19 protein-coding genes are annotated in these 21636 nt (G+C 55.4%); 8 read left to right on the top strand and 11 right to left on the bottom strand.

Annotation, left to right across the window (positions count from 1 at the left end; translation table 11 throughout):
• Window positions 1-72 precede the first annotated feature (72 nt).
• From FJV47_RS09435 to FJV47_RS09425, 3 genes are read left to right on the top strand one after another with little or no spacing between them, the layout of a single operon-like run.
• Window positions 73-1815 (top strand): ABC transporter ATP-binding protein/permease, encoded by a 1743-nt coding sequence (locus FJV47_RS09435; RefSeq protein ID WP_159612313.1) that lies wholly within the window; start codon window positions 73-75, stop codon window positions 1813-1815.
• Window positions 1812-3572 carry an amino acid ABC transporter ATP-binding/permease protein gene (locus tag FJV47_RS09430; RefSeq protein ID WP_159612311.1) on the top strand — a complete coding sequence of 587 codons (1761 nt, stop codon included), beginning with the start codon at window positions 1812-1814 and terminating at the stop codon, window positions 3570-3572. The genes FJV47_RS09435 and FJV47_RS09430 overlap by 4 nt, the downstream gene beginning before the upstream one ends.
• A 40-nt stretch (window positions 3573-3612) precedes the next feature.
• Window positions 3613-5379: an FMN-binding glutamate synthase family protein gene (locus FJV47_RS09425; RefSeq protein WP_159612309.1), complete on the top strand. Its 1767-nt coding sequence runs from the start codon at window positions 3613-3615 to the stop codon at window positions 5377-5379.
• 5 nt (window positions 5380-5384) lie between these two features.
• Here the strand turns inward: FJV47_RS09425 and FJV47_RS09420 are convergent, their stop codons facing one another.
• The 4 genes from FJV47_RS09420 to FJV47_RS09405 form a co-directional block, all read right to left on the bottom strand.
• Entirely contained in the window at window positions 5385-6440 is a 1056-nt protein-coding gene (locus FJV47_RS09420; protein ID WP_159612307.1) for an enoyl-CoA hydratase/isomerase family protein, read from the bottom strand.
• A gap of 74 nt (window positions 6441-6514) precedes the next feature.
• A complete protein-coding gene (locus tag FJV47_RS09415) occupies window positions 6515-7420 on the bottom strand; it encodes a LysR family transcriptional regulator (protein ID WP_159612305.1) in 906 nt (301 codons plus the stop codon).
• A 46-nt stretch (window positions 7421-7466) separates the two neighbouring features.
• Complete coding sequence (locus FJV47_RS09410) at window positions 7467-7727, bottom strand: hypothetical protein (protein WP_159612303.1); 261 nt, start codon at window positions 7725-7727, stop codon at window positions 7467-7469.
• Window positions 7728-7851: 124 nt separating this feature from the next.
• Window positions 7852-8328, bottom strand: a complete 477-nt coding sequence (locus tag FJV47_RS09405) for an Lrp/AsnC family transcriptional regulator (RefSeq protein ID WP_159612301.1) — start codon at window positions 8326-8328, stop codon at window positions 7852-7854.
• 241 nt (window positions 8329-8569) lie between these two features.
• On the opposite strand from FJV47_RS09405, the gene FJV47_RS09400 reads away from it, so the two are divergent.
• Window positions 8570-9808, top strand: a complete 1239-nt coding sequence (locus FJV47_RS09400) for an MFS transporter (RefSeq protein ID WP_159612299.1) — start codon at window positions 8570-8572, stop codon at window positions 9806-9808.
• Window positions 9809-9867: 59 nt separating this feature from the next.
• Here FJV47_RS09400 and FJV47_RS09395 read toward each other — a convergent pair whose 3' ends face one another.
• From FJV47_RS09395 to FJV47_RS09385, 3 genes are all read right to left on the bottom strand, one after another.
• The gene (locus tag FJV47_RS09395) at window positions 9868-10860 is read right to left on the bottom strand and encodes an LLM class flavin-dependent oxidoreductase (RefSeq protein WP_159612297.1); all 993 of its coding nucleotides are present in this window, start codon (window positions 10858-10860) and stop codon (window positions 9868-9870) included.
• A 125-nt stretch (window positions 10861-10985) separates the two neighbouring features.
• The gene (locus FJV47_RS09390) at window positions 10986-11189 is read right to left on the bottom strand and encodes a cold-shock protein (protein ID WP_013349999.1); all 204 of its coding nucleotides are present in this window, start codon (window positions 11187-11189) and stop codon (window positions 10986-10988) included.
• 295 nt (window positions 11190-11484) lie between these two features.
• A complete protein-coding gene (locus FJV47_RS09385; RefSeq protein ID WP_159612295.1) occupies window positions 11485-13002 on the bottom strand; it encodes an MFS transporter in 1518 nt (505 codons plus the stop codon).
• 129 nt (window positions 13003-13131) lie between these two features.
• Here FJV47_RS09385 and FJV47_RS16705 point away from each other — a divergent pair, with 129 nt between their 5' ends.
• Window positions 13132-13689 (top strand): TetR/AcrR family transcriptional regulator, encoded by a 558-nt coding sequence (locus FJV47_RS16705; RefSeq protein ID WP_159612293.1) that lies wholly within the window; start codon window positions 13132-13134, stop codon window positions 13687-13689.
• Window positions 13690-13703: 14 nt separating this feature from the next.
• Entirely contained in the window at window positions 13704-14960 is a 1257-nt protein-coding gene (locus FJV47_RS09375) for a CynX/NimT family MFS transporter (protein WP_159612291.1), read from the top strand.
• 14 nt (window positions 14961-14974) lie between these two features.
• On the opposite strand, the gene FJV47_RS09370 is transcribed toward FJV47_RS09375, so the two are convergent.
• Both FJV47_RS09370 and FJV47_RS09365 read right to left on the bottom strand, forming a co-directional pair.
• Window positions 14975-15631 (bottom strand): trimeric intracellular cation channel family protein, encoded by a 657-nt coding sequence (locus FJV47_RS09370; protein ID WP_159612289.1) that lies wholly within the window; start codon window positions 15629-15631, stop codon window positions 14975-14977.
• A 62-nt stretch (window positions 15632-15693) separates the two neighbouring features.
• Window positions 15694-16233 carry a DUF1697 domain-containing protein gene (locus FJV47_RS09365; protein WP_159612287.1) on the bottom strand — a complete coding sequence of 180 codons (540 nt, stop codon included), beginning with the start codon at window positions 16231-16233 and terminating at the stop codon, window positions 15694-15696.
• A gap of 80 nt (window positions 16234-16313) precedes the next feature.
• On the opposite strand from FJV47_RS09365, the gene FJV47_RS09360 reads away from it, so the two are divergent.
• Complete coding sequence (locus tag FJV47_RS09360; RefSeq protein ID WP_235026405.1) at window positions 16314-18257, top strand: prolyl oligopeptidase family serine peptidase; 1944 nt, start codon at window positions 16314-16316, stop codon at window positions 18255-18257.
• On the opposite strand, the gene FJV47_RS09355 is transcribed toward FJV47_RS09360, so the two are convergent.
• Window positions 18254-18652: an RNA-binding S4 domain-containing protein gene (locus FJV47_RS09355; protein WP_159612283.1), complete on the bottom strand. Its 399-nt coding sequence runs from the start codon at window positions 18650-18652 to the stop codon at window positions 18254-18256. The two genes, FJV47_RS09360 and FJV47_RS09355, sit on opposite strands and share 4 nt — an antisense overlap.
• 34 nt (window positions 18653-18686) lie before the next feature.
• Entirely contained in the window at window positions 18687-19022 is a 336-nt protein-coding gene (locus tag FJV47_RS09350; protein WP_235026404.1) for a hypothetical protein, read from the bottom strand.
• Between the two features lie 117 nt (window positions 19023-19139).
• On the opposite strand from FJV47_RS09350, the gene FJV47_RS09345 reads away from it, so the two are divergent.
• The gene (locus tag FJV47_RS09345) at window positions 19140-21560 is read left to right on the top strand and encodes a Tex family protein (RefSeq protein WP_159612279.1); all 2421 of its coding nucleotides are present in this window, start codon (window positions 19140-19142) and stop codon (window positions 21558-21560) included.
• Window positions 21561-21636: the final 76 nt, after the last annotated feature.

The following is a 21636-nucleotide window of genomic DNA, read 5'->3' as shown; positions in this document are numbered from 1 at the left end:
AATCACGCTCCCACCGGCAATGTGTGACATCGCACCTGCGAACCACGAATCGATCTGGCCTAGGATAGTGGTGTGCGTAGGCTCTTTGGATATTTCTCGGTAGCAACAGTGATAGTCGTGGCCCTGAGCATCTTTGCCGCCGCCGCCACCGCCGGATTGGTCATCTTGCTCGGGCAAGGATTCGACCTGTTGTATCGAGGCGAAGCGCTAGATACGCAGTGGTATATCGGAGTAGGCGGCGAGTTACTCGCGCTGGCCCTGTCAACATTCCTCGTTCCAGTGGTGATCTCTCACGACAGCCAACTGCTCACCTCCTACCACCGCTCGATACTGCTCAAACATTACCTTTCCATCGGTCCACTGGCTGTGCGCAAAACCGGCGAGGGCGAACTGGTGCATGCGGCCATGGAGTCGGTGGACCGCTCGGTGAAGTACCGTTCCACCTTCCTAGGGCCTGCCAGCGCAGCTGCGGCCACACCGGTATTAATCCTGATCTTCATTGCCTTATTCATTGACCCGCTCAGCGCGATTTTGCTGCTGATCCCCACCGGGCTGGTGCCGGCGATTGTATTGGGATTCCAGAAGCGGTTTGGCGGATCCAGCGGAGAATACCGTCGCGCCCAAGGTATCTTGTCGGCAACTTTCCTCGACGCCCTGCGCTCGCTGAATATGCTCAAGCTAAATTCGGGCAGTATCTGGATGGGCAAAACCATCAATGCTGCCACCGAGCGGGTACGCCAGCAGGTCATGAAACTCTTGGCGCGAAACCAGCTCATACTCTTGGTCATTGATTCCAGCTTCGCGGTACTGCTCTTGGCCAGCTCTGCGGGGTTGGCCTGGTGGCGTACTAGCTCTGAGGCCCTCAGCCCCGGAGCGGGTTTTGCGCTGATTATCCTCAGCTATCTGATGCTTGCCCCGGTGAACTACGTCGGTAGTTTCTTCTACATTGGAATGACCGGACGAGCAGCCGAGAAACAACTGGCCGAGATCCAAGAGATTCCGATGCATCCCTCCATGGCTAACCCTCTGACGGTTAATCTGAAAGATAACGGACTGTTCATCCAAAACGTATGCGCCACGTACAACAACGCTGATCTTGCACTGAACGAAATCAATCTTCAGTTCCCTGCCGGCTCACGCACCGCCATCGTGGGGCCATCGGGAAGTGGCAAGAGCACGTTGATTCGAGTCTTGCAAGGACAACTAGAATCCTCTGCCGGTCTGATCCACGACGGTCGTCAAGCGATGGGACCGGCTACTTTGAAGGCCAACACCGCGGTTGTAGAACAACAGGCGACACTTTTCGGCGTGAGCGTTGGAGAAAACCTGCGCATAGGCGCTCCGCAAGCTACCGATGAACAACTACTTGCTGCCCTGAGCCAAGTTCGTTTAGCTTCCTGGCTGGCGGCCCAACCGCTGGGACTTGACCAACCACTGGGCGAAGGTGGAGCTCGTCTTTCAGGTGGCCAAGCCCAACGACTCGCCCTGGCCCGGGCTTTGCTGGCCCAGCGCCCGGTGCTACTGCTTGATGAACCCACCAGTGCATTAGATGTTCACAGTGAAGCGGAGATCCGAAAGATCCTTCGCGAGCTTGGCGCTTCAACCACCATCATTACGGTCACGCACCGCCTCGGTTTGCTTCAGGACTATGACTACGTGGTGGTCATGGATCATGGCAGAGTCATACAGTTTGGCCCACGTGAACAACTGGTTAAACAGGAGGGTTACTTGAACAAAGCGTTGAGCGTGCTGGATGAACGCACTGCCCAGTTGCAGTCAAGTGGTCTGCGGGCCTTGGGGGAGAAGGAAGCATGAGCCGAGAAAAGAAGCGAACCCTCTCGACAGTCTTGTGGCTCATCTCAACCACCAAGGACCTTATTGCTCCGTTGGCCTTGGCCAGCATATTTTCCTGCCTGACGCGCTTGAGCTCCATCGGAATTTACCTGATGGCAGGTGTGGGATTGAGCAAGGCATTGAACTTGAATAGTCTTCAGTTCCTTAGCTCCCTGAACTGGTGGTGGCTGGTTTCAGGCATTATTGTGCTGAGCTTGGTTAAAGGTGTCTTACGCTACCTCGAACAGTACGTGGGGCACCGGGTAGCTTTCCTTTCATTGGCTCGCCTGCGCCAAGAAATGTATGCAGCTTTTGAACGTCAAGCTCCCTTCAACGCAGCAACAAAAAACTCTGGACGGTTACTAGCCAGAGCCACCAGCGATATCGACAAAGTGGAAGTCTTTTTTGCCCACACTCTTCCTCCAGCGGTGGCGGCCATTGTAGTCAGCGCCGTGGCGACGTGGGGAACCTGGATGTATTTCGGAGCGCTTCCCGCGCTGATCCTGCTGGGCGGCTATGTACTGATAGGCCTGATCATTCCAGCCATCTCGGTACGCAAGCTGAAGGTTAACGCCGCAATTACTGCTTCGGAAAGGTCAGCTCAAAATCAGCTGATGAATCAGGCCATGTGGGGGATTGAAGTCCTGCACAGCTTCCGTGGTGGAAACGAAGCGATGAAAAAACTACGCGAAAGCACCAGCACAGCGGGCAACGCTACGGTACGCACCGGCACCATCACCGCGGTTCGAGCGACCCTAACTCAGCTAAGTATCTGGGGCAGCATGCTGGCCCTGTTCCTTGTCCTTGGAGGGCAAAACCAACTTGGCGCACTGATCATCTTGGGGTGCGTCGCGGTTCCTTCTTACGAGGCAGTGCGTACCGTTGACGGTTTTGTGCTGGGGCTTCAAGATTCGCTAGCCAGCGCTCGCAGACTTCATGCCACCGCCACCCTAAAACCTGTGGTGGTAGATCCTGCCATGCCAGTCGCGCTACCGGAAACTGGAATCCTGCAGGCCAACAATCTGGCTATTAGCTACGGTGAACAGCAAGTGCTTGAAGCCGTGAACTTTGAAATTGCTCCCGGCGGCATGCTGGCGATGGTTGGAGAAAGCGGATCCGGAAAATCCTCGATCGCAGCGGCCCTGGTACGCTCACTGAACTACGACGGGAAAATCACCTTCGGCGGTGTAAATATCACCGAAGCCAGCCTGAGCCAATTGCGCACCAAGGTCATGTTAGTTACTCAAGAAGCAGTGATGGTTCGCGGAACACTGCGTGAAAATCTCCAATTGGGACAGAGCGAATTCAGTGATGAACAACTAGAACAAGTGCTGGGCGAGCTGGGTCTTGATGCTTGGCTTAGCCAGCAAAAATCCGGACTAGACACGCGCCTGGGTGACCGCTCCTCTAGGCTCTCTGGCGGACAACGTCAACGCCTAGCATTGGCTCGCGCACTGATTCGCGATCCAAAAGTTCTGATCCTTGATGAGTCCACCAGCGCGTTGGATTCGGCTAGCGAACATCTGGTGTTGCAAGCCATTGAGCGTCGACGTCAGTTGGGCATGAGCGTCATCATGATAAGCCACCGTTTGGCAACGGTGAGTCACGCGGATCAGATTCTGGTCTTGGACGATGGAGCCGTGGCCGAGACCGGTAGCGCCGAGCAGCTCTTGAAAGATCAGAAATCGATGTTCTCCCTGATGGCAATCCGAGAGATGGACCGAATCCTTCCGGCCTAGGTGCCTGACAAGCGCGCACATAGCTACTAGGCTCGGCACCATGATGCGAATAGTGGTTCTCCTGTTCTTAGGTGTCCTCGCTACAGGATTTGTGGTCACCGCAATCCTGGCTAGTACCTCAGGTGGTTGGGTCTGGTGGATCTTAGTGGCCCTGACCGGGCTTCTTGTTCTGCTCGGAATACGAGACCTGCTGCAGAAAAAGCATGCGATTCTTCGCAACTTTCCGATCGTGGGGCATGCACGCTATTTGTTTGAATTCATCCGCCCAGAAATTCAGCAGTACTTCATTGAGCGCAACACCGACGGCAAACCCTTTGACCGTGATACCCGTTCATTGATCTACGCTCGCGCTAAGGGAGCCGATAGCCACAAAGCCTTCGGCACCGAACGCAATGTCAACGAGCTGGGACACGAGTATCTGTTGCATTCGGCTGCTCCGGTGGCACCGCCCACCAACCAGTTCCGGGTCACCGTAGGCTCAAGCCAATGCACCCAGCCGTACGAGATTTCTCTGATGAATATCTCATCGATGAGCTTCGGGGCTTTGTCGGCTAACGCAGTATTGGCCATGAACAAGGGTGCTGCCATGGGTGAGTTCGTTCATGAAACCGGGGAAGGTGGGCTGACCAAGTACCACCTGGAATACGGGGCCGACCTGTTCTGGGAAATCGGTTCGGGATACTTCGGTTGTCGTACATCCGAAGGTCGGTTCAACCCAGAAACCTTCGCCAAAAAAGCCAGCCACGAGAAGGTCAAAGGCATCACCATCAAGCTCTCCCAAGGAGCTAAGCCCGGGCTTGGAGGCGTGCTGCCGGCAGCCAAGGTCACCGCTGAAATTGCTGAGGCCCGCGATGTTCCCATGGGTCAGGACTGCATTTCACCGGCCAGCCATGCCGAGTTCTCCACCCCACGCGAGCTCATGCACTTTGTTGCTCAACTGCGTGAGCTTAGCGGCGGCAAGCCTATTGGTGTGAAGTTCTGTGTCGGCTCCCGAACCGACATCATGGCCCTATGCAAGGGCATGCTGGACACCGGAATTTTGGTGGACTTCATTACCGTGGATGGCGCCGAAGGTGGCACCGGTGCTGCACCACTGGAGTACGAAGATCACGTAGGTGCACCGCTGACCGAAGGGCTGATGCTGGTGCACAATACTTTGGTGGGTGCAGGACTGCGCGAAGAAATCCGTGTGGCAGCTGCAGGAAAAATTGCCAATGGATCAGATATCATCAAGCGTCTGATTCAAGGCGCTGACTTCACCTTCTCGGCACGTTCCATGATGATGGCTACCGGATGTATTCAGGCGCAACAGTGCCATACCAATCACTGCCCGGTCGGTGTGGCCACACAGAACAAGCGGTTGATGCGTGCCTTGGACGTGGAAGACAAAGGGCACCGCGTCTACAACTATCACCGTCTGACGGTCACCGAAGCTGCGCAGATCATGGCGTCCATGGGGCTAAGCAGCCCCAAGCAGCTGAACACGCGAATGCTTCGTCGCCGAGTCAACCTGCAATCAACCAGGTCCTACGCATCATTGTTCCACTGGCTGCGTCCCGGAGAACTGCTTGAAGATGCCCCGGGTTCGTGGAAAGAGGACTGGGAGGAAGCAGATGCCGATCACTTCGGGGAGCACGCACCCTTGCACTTTGAAGAACCGATGGGTGTGGGCATCGAACCACCAGTGGTGCGCGAGCCACAGGACGCGGTCAGTGCACCACGTATCGAGCCCAGGGATTCAGCGAAGGTTCGTCCGGTGCATTCGGATGTGACCCGTCCCGAGGGCAGACCTGGAGCAGATAGCTAAATATGTCATTCGCGGACTAGGGACCGTAATTCATCCTGGAAGACGTCGGCCAAAAGCGCTGGTGACCAGTGCGGGTTGCGGTCCTTGTCTATGACCTGGGCGCGGATTCCTTCTGCCAGATCTGGTTGGTGCATCAAAAAGCTGGCCAAGCGCAGTTCACGGTTTAGGGCGGAGCGAAGGTCTTGTTCAGCGCGTGCCTCGCGGACCGAATAGAACGCAGCACAGATGCTCGATGGCGAGTTAGCGGCTAGTAATTGTGCGGCCTGACCTGCTGCCGGATGCACCATCTGCTCAAGGCGTTCGATCACTTCTTGTGGGGTTTGGGCGCTGAAAGCATGATCAACCCAGCCCTGGGTTTGCTGGAGGGCGAAGGACTCTGGTGCGCCGTGCAGAACTTCGATAGCGGAGATGATTTCTGCGGGGCTCAGGCCCAGCAGCTCATCAAGTTCATCCAAGATGTTTTCGGCAAAGGCGTCGGTGACCACCACATCAGCAAATCCCATGAAGACGGCGTCTGCTCCACAGAACGAGGCGGCACTCATCGCAAAGTATTCGCCCAGATAGCCAGGAGCATTGGCCAGTAGATGACTTCCGCCCACATCCGGGGTGTAACCAATCTTGGCTTCGGGCATTCCCATTTTGGCACTGGCGGTGACCAGTCGAACTGGAGCGTGGCTGGCCAACCCCACACCACCACCCATGGTGATCCCATGTGCCAGAGTAATCAGTGGTTTGGGGTAGGTAGAGATCAGATAGTCGAGATCAAATTCGCTGGACAGTAGATTGATGAAGTCCTGATGTTTGCCGGTTGTGATTGCTTGATGGAAGTCCGCAATGTCCCCGCCTGCACAGAAGCCTCGCTCGCCGCGACCGGTTAGGAGAACTAACTGGATTGAGGAATCTTCGGCCCAGACTTTGAGCACACGATCCAACTCGGTAAGCATCTCTAAGGTGAGCGCGTTGAGTTTTTCCGGGCGGTTGAGCTCGACATGTCCGATGGCCCCATACACCGTGGAAATGACAGTCGGCACGCTATTGACGGGGTTCTGAACGCTGGTCATCCTCAGACTCTCTTGAATATTCATCGGTACTGCTCGCACGGGAAGACAGGTACCAGGCCTAGTGCTCTTATTTTTTACTGTGCCAGGATCTGGGTGAGCCGGTCCAAGACCAGAGCCACCTTTGGTTTTTTAGAGTTCTCCGGCTTGAGCGCAAAGATGGAACGTGCCAAACGAATCTCTGGAGCATCAACAATACGGATGCCTTCAGGAGCATTAGCCATGGCTAGGTCAGGAACCAGTGCAGCACCTAGACCCGAGGAGACCAGGCTGAGCGATGCGTTGAAGTCGTCGCAGTAGGCCGCCACCTGCGGATGAATATTGTAGGAGGAGAACAATCGCGAGATCAGTGTCGCGTCCGAGGTCCCAGGATGGTGGAAGATCCACGGCCATTCAGCCAACTGGTCAACGGTGAGTTGCGAGTCTTCGGCGATCGGCCAGGACGCGGGGATGACAACACGGAATTGATCATCACCCAACCACGTGCGCTCAAGAGATGCAGGCCAAGAAAGTCCACCGGGGCCCACCTGGAAAATCAGCGCCAAGTCTAGATCTCCGCCGGACCCTAGTCCCGCGACGGTCTGTTGTGGTTCGCCGATCCACAAACGCAAATTGATTCCCAACGAGGCCCAATCGGGTGCTTTGAGGATTTGAGGTAAGGCGTAGGTGGCCAACGAGGGGAAGATGCCAAGCTTGATTTCCTCGAGGTCCGTGGACTCGGTAGAGATGGTAGCGACATCGGCCATCAACGCGTCAAGGTCGGTGAGTACGCGTTTGGCGTGGCGCACCATGCGCATGGCGCCGGGAGTTGGAGTGATCGAGCGTGCACCTCGAACAAACAGGGTGGTCCCGGTGCTGCGCTCTAGGGCTGTCATCTGCTGGGATACAGCACTGGCCGTGTAGCCCAGGCGAGTTGCGGCCGTGGCAAAGGAACGATGCGCGACGACTTCAAGCAGTGTGCGCAGATGAACTGGATTAATCACTTCTAAAGTCTATGGCCTTTAGCCCAAGTTTTGCTTAGCCGCGGCGTTAGTCATCATCCTCAGGATCATAGGAATCTTCATCGTCATCCTCTGAACCATCGCTGGTGAACTCATTATCCAGATCATCTTCGGTTTCAAGGTCGTCATCGTAGAGATATTGACGCTGGGCAAGCGGATCATGATTGCGCATGGTTTCGGGCATGTCGCTGGAACCTTCATAAGCCTGAGAATCGCGCCCGTCATCTGGTTCATAGATGTCATTGCCGAACTCGGTGCCGAATTCTGTGGGTTCAAAATCTCTGGTCATCTCGCACTCCTTCGTAATTACGAGGGATCCGCTGGTGGAAGCCGGGGATACGCCTCGTGACTTCTCGTAGCACCAGCCTAGGACGGTGATTGGCGAAACTAAAGACTTGAAAAAAATTAGTTTTTTAGTGGTTGTGTTCGGTGTAGTGTTCCAACAAAGGAGAGGCGCGGTAGGCCAGATGAGTGTGCAACGCAAAAGTGGTCTCCGAGCGGGTGACACCCTTGATGCGCAAGATCTGGCGCAGGGCAGACTGCAGCTGATGTGTGTCGGTGGCAATGAGCCGAGCCCAAACGTCTCCGCGTCCGGAGGTCTCATGGATCTCTAGAACATTAGGGATTTGACGCAATGCGGTGATTACCGAGTCAAGGTCACGGTGACTTACTTCCAAGGTGACAAAGGCCAGAACATCGTAGCCGAGTTTTCCTAGATCAATATCACGGCCACCGTCACGAAGAATTTCGGAACGTTGCAGCCTGCGCAACCGCGACTGAGCGGTATTGCGAGCGATCCCCACTTCATCGGCAAGCTCGGAAATTTGGATGCGAGGATCCTTAATCAGTGCCAGCAGTACCTTGAGGTCCACGTCGTCTAATCGCACCATATGCTCACTCCAGGGGTTGTCGAAGACCATTATTTTGACCAAACTGCTCAAATTCTAGCAAGAAAGACTTCTACCTGCTTCGAAACCGGGGATATTAGTGAGTGAACGATCTGTTGCAGTAGACAAACTCAAGCAGAACGCTCAACTCACCGGTGGGGAAGCGAGTAGCCCCACCGGTTAAAACTCTTTCGGGACTGTTTCTGAATCCCAAGGCCTGACCTATTTGATACCGGGAGTGAACGTGTCTGTCATCAGTGAACTGCGCATGCAGCCCATGACCAATCGGACGCTTTCCTGGAACCCGGGATTGACCACTCGTCTGGTCATCACGGTATCGGTGAGCTTCCTGCTGCTCGTGGGCGCCAACCTTGCCACCCCTTTGTACCCAGCGCTTCAAGCCGAACTACATTTGGGTGCGATGGGAACCACCATTGCCTTCGCCAGCTATGTTTGCTCGCTGATGCTGTTCCTCTCCACCGTGGGGCACTGGTCCGATCACATCGGACGTCGTGCGGCCTTGGTCATCGCAGTGCTGGTTTCGCTGATGGGTACACTCGTTTTTGCCTCGGCCTCCAATCTGGTGGAACTGTGCCTTGGGCGCGGTCTGCAAGGAACCGGTGTCGCCCTAGCAACTGGCGCTAGCGCCGCAGCATTGCGAGAATTGCTACCTTCCAAGCCCGAATGGGCCTCGCGCTTCACGCTCCTAGCTTCTTCTGGCGGGGTCGCCTTTGGTCCGGTACTTGGTGGATTGTTAGCCAATCTTCCGGGCGGACGAATTACCGTCTTTATGATCCAAGCGGTGTTGTTGTTATTGATCCTGATTCCGCTGGGTACATTGCAGGCTCGTCCGGCGATCGCCATGGCCGAACGCGGACAGCGTGGAAAGGCACTGGCCCCACGGCGCCTAGGGATTCCAAGTACCGCGCGTTCACAATTCTGGTTAGCCGCACTGGTTGGCTTCCTGAGCTTCGCGATCTTCGGCTTCGTGCTCTCCTTGGCACCGGGCTACTTCGCCCAGGTGTTCGGCCTGGAATCACGATGGGTCATCGGCCTCATTGCCGGATTGCCCTTGGGTATCTCGGCCTTATCGCAGGTAGTGGTTAGGGGAGGGGCAAAACTTCTGCCCGTCGGTCTGGGGCTGATGGCAGTGTCCACCGTCCTTTTAGCGATTGCCGCCGAACACCACCAGCTGATTCTCGCTCTTCTAGCTCTAGGGCTGGTCGGTCTGGGGCAGGGCATGAGCTTCCGAACTGCCTTCGCTAAGGCCGTGGACTCGGTCAATGATGCTCAGCATGCCCAAACGGTCTCCACGATTTACCTCGTTACCTACCTCGGCAGTGCTGTACCGGTAATTGCCCTGGGCTGGGCTGTTGGGGTCTTTGGACAGGAAATCAGCATTCTGGTCTTTGCTATTTGTTGCTCGGTCCTGGCTGCAGCCCTGGGCCTATGGTCCATGGCCACCGACCGTAGCAAAGCATAAAACTTCGCCCTCGAGCTCAATGAGCACGAGGGCGAAACTGTATGTACTGTTTGCGAAGACTACTTGGTAGCCAGCAGTTCGGTGGCCTTGGCGGTGATCATCACAGATTCCAAACGTTCACGTTCTTCGTTCGGGTAGTGAATGGTGATCAGTTCATCGGCCTGCGACGTGGTCGCAAAGTGCTGCAGGTAGTCCGCAACCTGCTCTCCGGTACCCACCGCTGTATAGCGCATCATGTCTAGGATCTGTTCTGCCTGTGGGGTATCCATGAGCATGTCGATCTCTGCCTCGGTGAATTCCTTTTTAGCATTTCGGCCCAAGAAGCTGGCCACGCGGTGACGTTTGGCTACGTTCAGTAACTCATGTGCCTTCTGCGCGGTTTCTGCCGCAGCGACACCCACACCGGCGATCACATAAGGCTGCGCCAACTGTTCTGAAGGCTGGAACTCATCGCGGTAAACGCGGATGGCCTCATGTAAAGCTGCCGGGGCGAAGTGCGAGGCGAAGGAATACGGAAGTCCCAGCTGGGCGGCGAGCTTCGCGCCGAATAATGATGAACCCAGAATGTACAGCGGTACATTCGTCCCGGCGCCCGGAGTGGCAGAGACCGTTGGCACACGCGACTCACCGGCAAGGTAAGCCTGCAGCTCCAGCACGTCATGTGGGAAAGAATCTGCCGACGATGGGTCACGGCGCAGCGCGCGCAAGGTGGTCATGTCGGTGCCCGGAGCTCGGCCCAGGCCAAGGTCGATGCGGTCGCCGTAGATCGTGGCTAGGGTACCGAACTGCTCGGCGATCACTAGTGGGGAGTGATTGGGTAGCATGACTCCGCCCGAGCCCAAACGAATTTTGTCGGTGTGGTGGGCGACGTGGCTGATCAGCAGCGATGTCGCGCTAGAGGCAATGGTCGACATGTTGTGGTGTTCGGCGTACCACACACGCTCATAACCATGGCGTTCTGCGGTCTGGGCCAGACGGACGGAGGATTTAAAGGAGTCGGCGATTGTTTGCCCGGGAGCGACCGGGGCAAGATCCAAAATAGATAGCTTCACCTCTAGTACAACCGGTCGGTGGACTGATGTATTCCGTGATCTGCAACGCTCATTACAAAAAGACGGTCACCGGCAATGCCGGTGACCGTCTTAGAAAAGTCAGGCGTTAGCGCCAAAGACCTTCTTTAGAGAGCGCGGATATCTGCAGCCTGCAGACCCTTTGGACCCTCAACAACTTCGAACTCGACCTTCTGGCCTTCGTCCAGGGTACGGAAACCCTGGGTCTGGATGGCGCTGAAGTGTGCGAAGACATCTGGATCTCCGCTGTCTGGTGCGATGAAGCCGAAGCCCTTTTCAGCGTTGAACCACTTTACGATTCCGGTTGCCATATTTCTCTTTGGTCCTTTCAGACGTTTCTCGCCGGTTCTATTGGCGATCTTGGTTGTAATCTACGCAAGAGTCATCTTCCGCAAAGGAAGAATGGAACTTGCGAAGCAGCCAAGTCATTCACTGCACGTCTAGAAGGGGGCTCGCGTCAACCGAGGTGGTTCGACATTCACATACTTCTAACGGGTACTTCGCGAATTACTTTGGAACTACACTGCCTAGCCTACGTGCTTGCCGTCGACAATTGAATAACTTTGAACCAATTAATCAAAAATTTGGGCAAGTGGTGCGCCAAGTTTACTTAAATACCGGCTTGATGACGCGAAATACGAGCACTGCGGCTACCAAAGAGAGTGCGGCGGCAATTGTCGAAGTAAGTAATACGCCATGATCGAAGGCCTGAGCCGCTGAGGCGAGCAACGCCTGAGCATCGGTGGCATTCAAGCCTGCAGCCACCTGATGCGCCCCACCCAAGGTCTCGCGTGCCAGTTGTGCTTGGTCCTGACCTAGGGAGCCGGGAACCAAAAGCTGAGCGGAATAAGCCGAGTTCAAAATGGTGCCCAAAACTGCCACGCCCATCACGGAACCAACTTCATATGCGGTCTCCGAAATTGCCGAGGCGGCCCCGGCCTTGGATGGTGGCACGGCGGCCAAAGTCATGTCATTAGAAAGCGTCTCGGTCATACCGATGCCCATGCCCAAGATCGCAAAAGCGATCATCAGCATGAGCGCACTAGCGTTGGTCCCCGCCATTAGAACCAGCAAGTAGGCAACCGCCGAGAAGATCAAGCCCAAAGCCATGATGTTCGGGGAACCGAAACGGCGCGAGAGCGCAACGGCAGCCAGCCCGAAGAGCATGGTTAGCACCAGACCCGGAGTCATCCATAGGCCTGCCTGGATGGGGCTCAGGCCGGTGATTAACTGCAGGTGTTGGGAGACGAAGTAGATGAAACCAACTAGCGAGAACACGCCGATGAGGTTAACCATCAGGGCGCCGGAGAAGGCTGGATTTTTGAACAGTTGCATCTCCAGCATCGGAGAGGTCGAGGCCAGCTGGCGGCGTACAAAGCTCACTCCACTGATGATCGCTACGGCTACTGCCGCCACGGAAATGAACCAAGGCGCGGTGGCGAAGGTTTTGATCGCGTAAGTAAATGGCAACAGCGTGAAGATAATGAGCACGATAGAGATCGGGTCAACTCGTCCAGGATTGGGATCCTTGGATTCAGGAACCAGGATTAGCCCACCGATGAGCAGTGGAAGCAGCATCGGAACCGCCATCAAGAACACCGAACCCCACCAGAAGTGCTCAAGCAGCAGCCCGCCAACGATCGGTCCGAGGACCGCGCCGCCGGAGAAGGCCGCTGCCCAGACCGCAATAGCCGTGCGGCGTTCTACCGCGTCCGGAAAGATCGTGCGGATCAGGGAGAGAGTTGCCGGCATTAGCATGGCGCCGAAAATACCAAGTAAGGCACGAGCGGCGATGAGCTGACTGGCATCGGTGGCGAAGGCGGCCACCGCCGAGACCACGGCAAAACCGCTGGCGCCAATAAGCAACAGCTTGCGGCGTCCAATGCGATCTCCCAAAGAACCCATCGGAACCAAAAGACCAGCCAGGATCAGGGCGTAGATATCGATAATCCACAACAGCTGATTGCCGGTAGGGGATAGGGCTTCAGTCATGGCGGGGACCGCAAAAGAGAGCACAGTGTTGTCTACAGAAATTAGTAGTACCGGGAAAATTAGAACAGCCAACGCCGCCCAACGACGCGACTTGCTCAGCGTGGAAGCGCGTTCGGAGATGTTCGAGCTCATTTCTTTCACCTTTGATGGTTAGAACTGGATGGAGGGTTGTTTCCCCTTCGTAACTATACCGTCCAGACGGTAGAGTTACCATTGAAGATAAGGTTGAAATAGATCACCAATCCAAGGAAACGGAGAGTTATGGCCCGCCCACCAGCTGCCCGCGGCAAAGTACTCGATGCCTACATTTCACTCTTATGTGAAGAAGGTGAACGCGCGGCGACGTTGGACGCCACTGCGGCCCGCGCTGGCGTATCTAAGGGTGGATTGCTGTACCACTTCGCCTCCAAAGAAGCCTTGGCTGAGGCGCTTATTGAAGCTGCTGAAGTGCACATTGCTCACGACCTTGAACTCATGAGCACTGCTGATGAGGGCGCCTCGTCCTACTTCATTCGCACCAGCGCAGAAGTGGACACAGAGCTGGACCGCCACCTGGTGGCACTGCACCGTTTGGCTCAGGCTGGAGTCAAGCCTGCCTTGGAGGCGCTAGAAAGCACCAGCGAACGATGGTTTAACTGTGTTCTAGATGAAATTGGAAATCGAGATCTCGCCCATTTGGTCATACTGACCGGTGAAGGTCTCTACGCTTCACTCTCTCTTCCGGGCGATTGGTATCAGCGTAATTTTGATGGTGAGCTGGATCGGTTACTAGAGTTAGTCTCATCGATCAAAAAGTTGGGGAATCTCAACCAAAGCTAATCAGGAAGACTTCAATGGCGAAAGACAGTACCTCCACACCATTACGCGGACGAATCGGGGCACTTGCTGGCATCCTCATGCTCGCCTTGTCCCTGCGAGCAGCTGTCGTTTCGGTGCCGCCATTGCTGGCCAGAATCAAAACGGATATTGAGTTTACCGAGCTAACTACGGGTCTGCTGGCAATGCTCGCCCCCATCGTTTTTGCTGTCTTTGGGTTGCTAACTCCGAGATTGATCAGACTCTTTGGGCTGGAAAAAACCCTGATCATTGCCTTGGTGTTCGCGGTAGCAGGTCAGCTGGCGCGCGTGTTCATGCCCGAGGTCTACTCTTTCCTTGCCTTGTCTGTGGTGGCGTTGGCCGGTTACGGAATGGGCAACGTAGTTTTACCGCCATTGGTTAAGAAATATTTCCCGGAACGCATTGGCATTGTCACCAGTGGGTACGTGACCATGATTGCCGTGGGTACCTGGTTGGCACCTCAGTTCTCAGTTCCGTTGGCCAACATGAGCAACTGGAAAGTGTCCATCGGTTCATGGGCCGCGCTCTCGGGAATAGTGCTTATCCCATGGATGGTTCAGCTCTTCGCTGACCGAGGTATTAACCGTTCAGAACCTGCTGTTGGGGCCAACTCGGTGGCTCACCCAGTGGCCAAGATCAACCCGTGGAAGTCCAAAGTTGCCTGGGGACTGGCAATCTTCTTGGCTGGTAACTCTGCCCAGACTTACGTGTACTTCACCTGGCTGCCGCCGTATCTGCAAGATCGCGGACTTGATGAGATGACTGCGGGCAACATGCTGGCACTCTTTGCCATTCTTGGTCTACCTATGAGCCTATTAGTTCCGCTGTGGGTACCGAGGTTGAAAAATCCAATCATTGCGGTACTGATCTTTACCGTCTGTTGGATCACCGGGCACCTAGGCATTTTCTTTTCGCCAACTCACAACACCGCACTGTGGATCTGCGCAGCAGGACTGGGGCAGGGCACCTTCGCGGTGGCGTTGTTGATGATGAACCTACGCTCGCGGACCACTTACGGCTCTGGCGTACTTTCCGGCTTCGCTCAGGGTCTTGGCTATGCCGGTGCCGCAGTCGTACCGATGCTTTTTGGTGTGGTGCAGAAGGCCACCGATTCATGGGGCGCGGCGTTCTCGATGATCGCCGTTTGCGTGGTCGTGATGCTGATTGGCGCGGTGATCATCAACCCTTCACGCACCATTGAAGATGATGCTCCGGGTAACGAAGAGATGGGCAAGCTCGAACGCATCGACTGAGCTGAGGGTAAAACCTAGAAGTGACGCTGCGGTCCGTCGTGACCCGGCGAGGTGGGGGTGGATCGGTGCCAGTGGCCCGCTGCCAAAGGCACCGACCAACCAAAACGCAGTGAAGCGACACGGATAGCAAAGGCCAAGGCGCCAATGCCAAAGCCCACCAAAGAATTCATCACACCCAAATGCCACGCTAAGACAGTTAACGTTGAACCAACCATGGCTGCCAGCGCGTAGATATCGCGAGGGTTGAACAAATCCGGGGTGACGTTAGAAATAACGTCACGCAATAGACCGCCACCCACACTGGTGATCACGCCCAGCAGAATCGCAGTGACCGGGTTGAACTGGTGCTCCAAGGCTTTGAGGGTACCGGTCATACAGAACAGTCCGAGGCCTGCTGCATCAAAGAGCTGAACCAGACGATGAAGTTTTCTTACGGCCGGAGTGAACGCATAGACGCACAAGGCCGCCAACACCGGTGGCACAAAGTAGATCGGGTGCTGGAAGGTCGCGGGGGATTCATTCAGAATCAAATCCCTGACTACACCACCACCCAGGCCGCAAACACCACCGAGGAACACCGAACCCAGCAGATCAAAACCGCGCCGGGCAGCCATGAGCGAGCCGGCTACGGCGAAGAAGAAGATGCCGACGAGTTCAATCAGAATGTACATTCCAGAGCCTTTGCAGGGTCAGTGAAGTGTGGTCAATGCCCAATTATTGCCTGTTGCACCCATCAGCCAATAATTTTGGCAATTTTCACCAGAGTGTTGTGGTTACGAGTCGTCAGGGTTCTTTGCTTAGCTTGCGTTTGAATCAGCTTGGCCAATGGATCGGTGGTGCTGGTTCCCTTAGCCGCGACCCAAAGTAGCGCACGACCAAGGATCAGAAAATCTTGGGAGCTTTCCAAGGCATCAATTGCCTCACCGAGTTCCTTGGCATCCGTGGTGCTCTGACAGAGCGTGAGGTAGCCGTGATGCTCCTTGACCGGTTCAGGAATTGGCAGGGCGAAGGGACCTGCCAGCTCTTTGATCTGTTGGGCATCAAAAACCAGCGTGGGAATACTGCGTTGGTAGTGCTTCGAAAGCAGTTCATCGCACCGTGCCTGAATGAGCTGTGGATCAGATTCCGAGGATTCGAGAACCACATTGCCACTGGCCAGTAGCGTCTTTACCTCGGTGAACCCGGCCTCCTGCAGTAACTGCTTGAGGTCTTTCATCAGCACCTTCACTCCACCGACATTCACGCCACGAAGAAATACAGCAAATTTACTCATAGATTTTCCAAGCTCTTCTGAATGATTCTTCTTAAGGGTCGTTCTGTATCCCAAAGATCGCTAGGATCAAGAATATGCCTATGAACTTGCCTTTCGGATCCTGGCCTTCTTCAATCACAGCACATGACGTCGCCGCGGGGACCAAACCCTTGGGAGGGGCCTGCTTCAACGGCGAGCGGATTATTGTCCAAGAAGGCCGTCCCGCAGAAGGTGGCCGAATCACTCTGGTTGAGTATGACCGCAACGGTGAAAACAGCAAAGAACTGATTGACGCCCCCTTCAACGTTCGTTCACGCGTTCACGAATATGGTGGAGCAAGCTGGATACTCATTGAAGAGGAACCAGCACGAATCATCTTCGCGAACTTCAGCGACCAACGAGTTTATTCACTGACCCTCGGGCAGAGTGAACCCACGGTGCTAACGCCCCAGAGCTTGGTGGACGGCGACCCTAAACTACGCTTTGCTGAATTTACCCGAGGCCCCGAAAATACGGTCGTGGCCATCATGGAAGATTTACGTGCTGAACCCGTACGTCATATTGTGGCCATTCCTTTAAACGGCAGCGCTGCCAGTGACTTGTCTAAGATTCGCGTACTTAGTGCGCCAGCGCGCTTTGTCGCAGCACCGCGACTGAGCCCCAATGGTCAGAAACTTTCGTGGATCAGTTGGGAACACCCCAACATGCCTTGGGATTCCACTCGTTTGCACTTGGCACAGCTGACTGATGAGGGAATTCTTGCTAGCCGTGTCATCGCCGGCGGTGAAGAAGAATCGGTGATGCAACCAGAATGGCTGGATGACGACCGTATTGCTTTTATCTCTGATGCCAGCGGTTGGTGGAATCCTTACGTCTATCAAGACGAGTCTTCGCGAACTACACGACTCGTGGACCGTCCCGCCGAATTCGCCGGCCCGCTCTGGCAGGTTGGCACCCGCTGGTATGTGGTGGAAAATCCACACACGTTGCTGTGCTCCTACGGAACCGGGACCAAGAGCCTGGCACGAGTGCACTCAGCCACAGGCGGGCTGGATGCCATCGAATTACCGTTCACCGGCATCCGCCCATTGGCGCTCAAAGATAGTTGGCTCTTGGCAGGAACGTCGTCGATGACAGAGGGCGAACAGATCACGCTCATCAATCTGGAAACCCTCGAGCACAGCGAAATCACCCGTGCGATTGGTGACCTACCGGATCCAGCCATGCTGCCGGACGTTGAAGAATTCGAATGCAAAAACTTGGCCGGTCAGTCTGTGCATGCACTGCTCTACCGTCCAGCCCAAGCTGATCTCACCGGCGTTGAAGGTGAACTACCCCCATTTGTGACTTTTGTGCACGGTGGGCCAACGAGCCAAGCTAATCCAACACTGAGTGCAACGGTGGCTTACTACACCTCGCGTGGCATTGGTGTGGTTGATGTGAACTATGGAGGATCCACCGGTTACGGGCGGGAATACCGCAATCGGTTGCGCGGGTCCTGGGGCGTTGTTGACGTCGCAGATACCGTTGCAGTAATCAACGCACTAGTAGGACAAAAAATCGCTGACCCAGCACGGATTGGCATTGAAGGTGGAAGCGCCGGCGGTTGGACGGTGCTGTGCGCGCTGACCTTCGCTGATGTCTTCACCGCAGGCATCAGCCGCTACGGGGTGTCTGACCTTGTAGGTCTAGTGCAAGATACTCATGACTTTGAATCCCAATACATGTTCTCTCTGGTTGGTCCCTACCCAGAAGCTGCGGACCTTTATGAGAAACGTGCACCAATTAACCACGTGTCAAAGATTTCTTGCCCGGTTTTGCTCTTGCAAGGCGACGAAGACAAGGTCGTACCGCCGGCCCAGTCGCAAGTGGTGGCTGATGCGCTCGCCGAGCGAGGCATCGCCCATGCCTACATCCTTTTTGAAGGTGAACAGCACGGATTTAGGAAGTCCGAGAATATTGTGCGGGCATTGGAATCGTCGTTGGCGTTCTATGCTCAGATCTTTAGATTTGAGACTGACGCCCCGGGTATCGAACTGTCCTAGTCTGACTCGGGTTCCTGCCAAGAAGCACGCAAGCGATCCATCTCGCGGCGGTCCTTCTTGGTGGGACGCCCGGCTCCGCGCTCACGAACCGGTACTTGCGGAATCACCAAACGCTCACGCGGGGGAGAATGGTCAAGGTAGCACTTGGTTGCCAGCGGAGCAGATACTCGTTTCGAGAGTAAGCCGGTGACTTCGAGGTCTCGGTCAAATCCGTCTTTACGCACGCGTACGCGATCACCAGCAACGATATTTTGTGAGGCCTTAACAGGCTCGCCGTTGAGGCGCACATGACCGGCACGACACGCAGTGGTGGCAGCGGAACGAGTTTTGTAGATGCGCACGGACCACAACCACGCGTCGAGCCGTACTTTGCCACTGGTAGGAATTTCAACCATGACAGAAGTCTAAAACAGGGTCATGGGCCAAAAATTATTGTTCGCTCTGCGCAGTAGCGTTATCGCAGGAAGTTTTTAGACGTTCTTGCAGTGCCGCTGGAGCTTTGTCGCCGGAATCGGCAAGCTCATTGAGGACGTTGACCATCTCATTGGGTAATCCGCCACCTTCAACGGAACCAACGATTGAAGAGAGCACTTTCAATTCACCGGCGTCAATGCTGCCGTCCTGAACGGGCGCACAGGCCTGACGTACAAGTTCTTTACTAGCCGCATCAGTGAGTTGATCTGTTGCACGCGATGCGGTGTCTTCAACAACGGAACAACCGGCACTGAATATGACTACTGATGTCATGGCAAACAATGCTGCCATCTTACGGACTTTCACTTTCCCCATAGAAGTAAATCTTAGTCATCGATAATGAATTTCAGCTGTATGCTGGCCGAGTCGATCATCTGAACTCACAGGCCGTTAAGACACAATGGATCGGTGAGTAGCGAGCAGAAGAACAACGCAAATGACCCGGCCGTGCAACAGCGAATTATCGCTCAACTGGCCAAGGAACTATCCACCGAATCCACGGTTGCCACGTGGCAAGTCAAAGCGGCAGTAGAACTACTGGACTCGGGATCAACTGTTCCGTTTATTGCTCGTTACCGAAAAGAAGTTACCGGAACACTCAGTGACAGCCAGCTACGTTTACTTGAAGAACGCCTACGTTACCTGCGCGAACTTGAAGAGCGTCGTGTGGTCGTTCGTGATGCCATTGCCGAGGCCGGCAAGCTTACCAATGACCTAGTTGACGCTATTGCCACGGCTACTACCAAGGCTGAGTTGGAAGACATCTACCTTCCATTCAAGTCCAAGCGCCGGACCAAGGCACAGATTGCTCGCGAAGCAGGCTTGGAGCCTCTGGCAGATCTGTTGCTGTCTTCTCCCTCCACTGACCCACAGTCGGCTGCAACAGAGTACTTGAACACCGAAGCCGGATTCGGCACTGAAGCCGACGTACTTTCCGGTGCCCGCTCCATCGTTACTGAACGTGTTTCTCAAGACGTTGCCCTGGCTGGTGAGCTGCGCGAGCGTCTGTGGAAGAGCGGCAAGATCTCTGCCAGCGTCTCATCGACGGCCAGCACCGAGGGCCAAGGTAAGTACTCGGACTACCTGGACTATGTCGCAAACTTGGATCGATTGCCCTCACACCGAGTACTGGCACTGCTACGCGGTGAGCGCGAAGGTGTGTTGAACCTGCAACTAGCCGAAGCTGATCCTCGCGATGAGGAGGCACTAGCCCAGGCCCGCCAAAGCTATGAGAACGCCATCAGCGCTTCTTTGGGGCTGAACGTTCCTTCCGGTGCTGCCGCCGCCTCATGGATTTCTCAGACCGTAAGATTGGCATGGAAGGCCCGACTGCTCACCCGCTTTGAATCAGATCTTCGTTCACGACTTTTCGACGCCGCTGAAGATGAGTCAGTGAAGATCTTCGCTGCCAACCTGCGTGACGTATTGCTGGCGGCTCCGGCGGGAAACAAGGCCGTGCTGGGCCTAGACCCAGGGCTTCGTACTGGTGTGAAAGTTGCCGTTGTAGACCTCACCGGTAAGTCCGTTGAAACCGCCACTATCTATCCCCACGCTCCTGCGAAGAAGTGGAACGAAGCCTTGGCCACCCTGGTTCAGCTGGCCAAGAAGCATGAAACAACATTGATTGCGGTGGGTAACGGAACTGCTGGTCGAGAGACCGATCGCTTGGCCGCGGAAGTGATCAAGGCGGTAGGTGAAAAGACGATGAGCAAGGTTATCGTTTCCGAGGCAGGCGCGTCGGTGTACTCCGCTTCAGAACTAGCCAGCCAAGAACTACCAGATATGGACGTATCACTGCGTGGTGCGGTGTCTATTGCCCGCCGACTTCAAGATCCACTAGCAGAGCTGGTGAAGATTGATCCGAAATCAATTGGTGTAGGACAGTACCAGCACGATGTCACCGCTTCGAAGCTGGACCGCGCGTTGGATGCCGTGGTTGAAGACTGTGTGAACGCTGTCGGTGTTGACGTTAATACTGCGTCCCCCGCGTTGCTTGCCCGTGTGGCCGGCGTTGGCCCATTGCTCAGCCGGAACATTGTTGATCATCGAAATGCCAATGGTCCTTTCGCTACTCGCAAGGATCTACTCAAAGTTCCACGGCTTGGTGCCAAGGCCTATGAACAGTGCGCGGGCTTCCTGCGCATTACCGGCGGTAAAGAGAAATTGGATGCTTCATCGGTGCACCCCGAAGCATATGACTTGGCCAAGAAATTGCAGAACAGCGCCGAAGCGCAAGGCCGCCGTCTAGAAGAGCTAAAGGTTCAGGACTTTGTTACCGAACAATTCGGCGAACCAACTATTCGAGACGTAATCTCTGAACTTCGCCGCCCGGCCCGCGACCCACGTGGTGAATTTGTGACAGCCGCGCTGAAGGAAGGCGTCGAGACCATCAGCGACGTCAAACCGGGCATGATTCTTGAAGGCACGGTATCCAATGTGGCTGCCTTTGGTGCCTTCGTTGATTTGGGTGTCCATCAAGACGGCCTCATCCACGTCTCAGCGATGAGCAACAAATTCATCTCGGATCCTCGCGAGGTGGTGAGCTCGGGACAAATCGTTAAGGTCAAGGTGTTGGAAGTCGATACCGCGCGCAAGCGCATTTCGTTGACCTTGCGCCTGGATGATGAACTACCCGGTGCAACAGATCCAACCAAGGGCGGTGGCCAGCGCGAGCGGGGTAGTACCTCCAACACTTCGCGTTCTCCACGCAACGCTCAGCAACGCGGCGGGCAACACAACCGAAAGCCGGGTGGGCAAGACTCTCGACCAGCTTCCTCGGGGAATACTGCCATGGCAGAGGCATTGCGCAGAGCTGGGTTGAGCAGGTAGTTCTGACCAGTTCGGTTTACCTAACCTTTCTTAGTGTCGGCTACAATAACTTGCTCGCAACGTGGGATGATTCCCT

The sequence above is a fragment of the Glutamicibacter sp. JC586 genome, assembly GCF_009805585.1.
Lineage (GTDB): Bacteria > Actinomycetota > Actinomycetes > Actinomycetales > Micrococcaceae > Glutamicibacter.
This window is presented reverse-complemented; position numbering and strand designations above follow the sequence as displayed.

Excerpts from the sequence above, each read along its gene's own strand:
- FJV47_RS09430 (WP_159612311.1), top strand. The coding sequence starts at position 1,812 with ATGAGCCGAGAAAAGAAGCGAACCCTCTCGACAGTCTTGTGGCTCATC.
- FJV47_RS09425 (WP_159612309.1), top strand. The coding sequence starts at position 3,613 with ATGATGCGAATAGTGGTTCTCCTGTTCTTAGGTGTCCTCGCTACAGGA.
- FJV47_RS09420 (WP_159612307.1), bottom strand. The coding sequence starts at position 6,440 with ATGACCAGCGTTCAGAACCCCGTCAATAGCGTGCCGACTGTCATTTCC.
- FJV47_RS09410 (WP_159612303.1), bottom strand. The coding sequence starts at position 7,727 with ATGACCAGAGATTTTGAACCCACAGAATTCGGCACCGAGTTCGGCAAT.
- FJV47_RS09405 (WP_159612301.1), bottom strand. The coding sequence starts at position 8,328 with ATGGTGCGATTAGACGACGTGGACCTCAAGGTACTGCTGGCACTGATT.
- FJV47_RS09390 (WP_013349999.1), bottom strand. The coding sequence starts at position 11,189 with ATGGCAACCGGAATCGTAAAGTGGTTCAACGCTGAAAAGGGCTTCGGC.
- FJV47_RS09385 (WP_159612295.1), bottom strand. The coding sequence starts at position 13,002 with ATGAGCTCGAACATCTCCGAACGCGCTTCCACGCTGAGCAAGTCGCGT.
- FJV47_RS16705 (WP_159612293.1), top strand. The coding sequence starts at position 13,132 with ATGGCCCGCCCACCAGCTGCCCGCGGCAAAGTACTCGATGCCTACATT.
- FJV47_RS09375 (WP_159612291.1), top strand. The coding sequence starts at position 13,704 with ATGGCGAAAGACAGTACCTCCACACCATTACGCGGACGAATCGGGGCA.
- FJV47_RS09370 (WP_159612289.1), bottom strand. The coding sequence starts at position 15,631 with ATGTACATTCTGATTGAACTCGTCGGCATCTTCTTCTTCGCCGTAGCC.
- FJV47_RS09365 (WP_159612287.1), bottom strand. The coding sequence starts at position 16,233 with ATGAGTAAATTTGCTGTATTTCTTCGTGGCGTGAATGTCGGTGGAGTG.
- FJV47_RS09360 (WP_235026405.1), top strand. The coding sequence starts at position 16,314 with ATGAACTTGCCTTTCGGATCCTGGCCTTCTTCAATCACAGCACATGAC.
- FJV47_RS09355 (WP_159612283.1), bottom strand. The coding sequence starts at position 18,652 with ATGGTTGAAATTCCTACCAGTGGCAAAGTACGGCTCGACGCGTGGTTG.
- FJV47_RS09350 (WP_235026404.1), bottom strand. The coding sequence starts at position 19,022 with ATGGCAGCATTGTTTGCCATGACATCAGTAGTCATATTCAGTGCCGGT.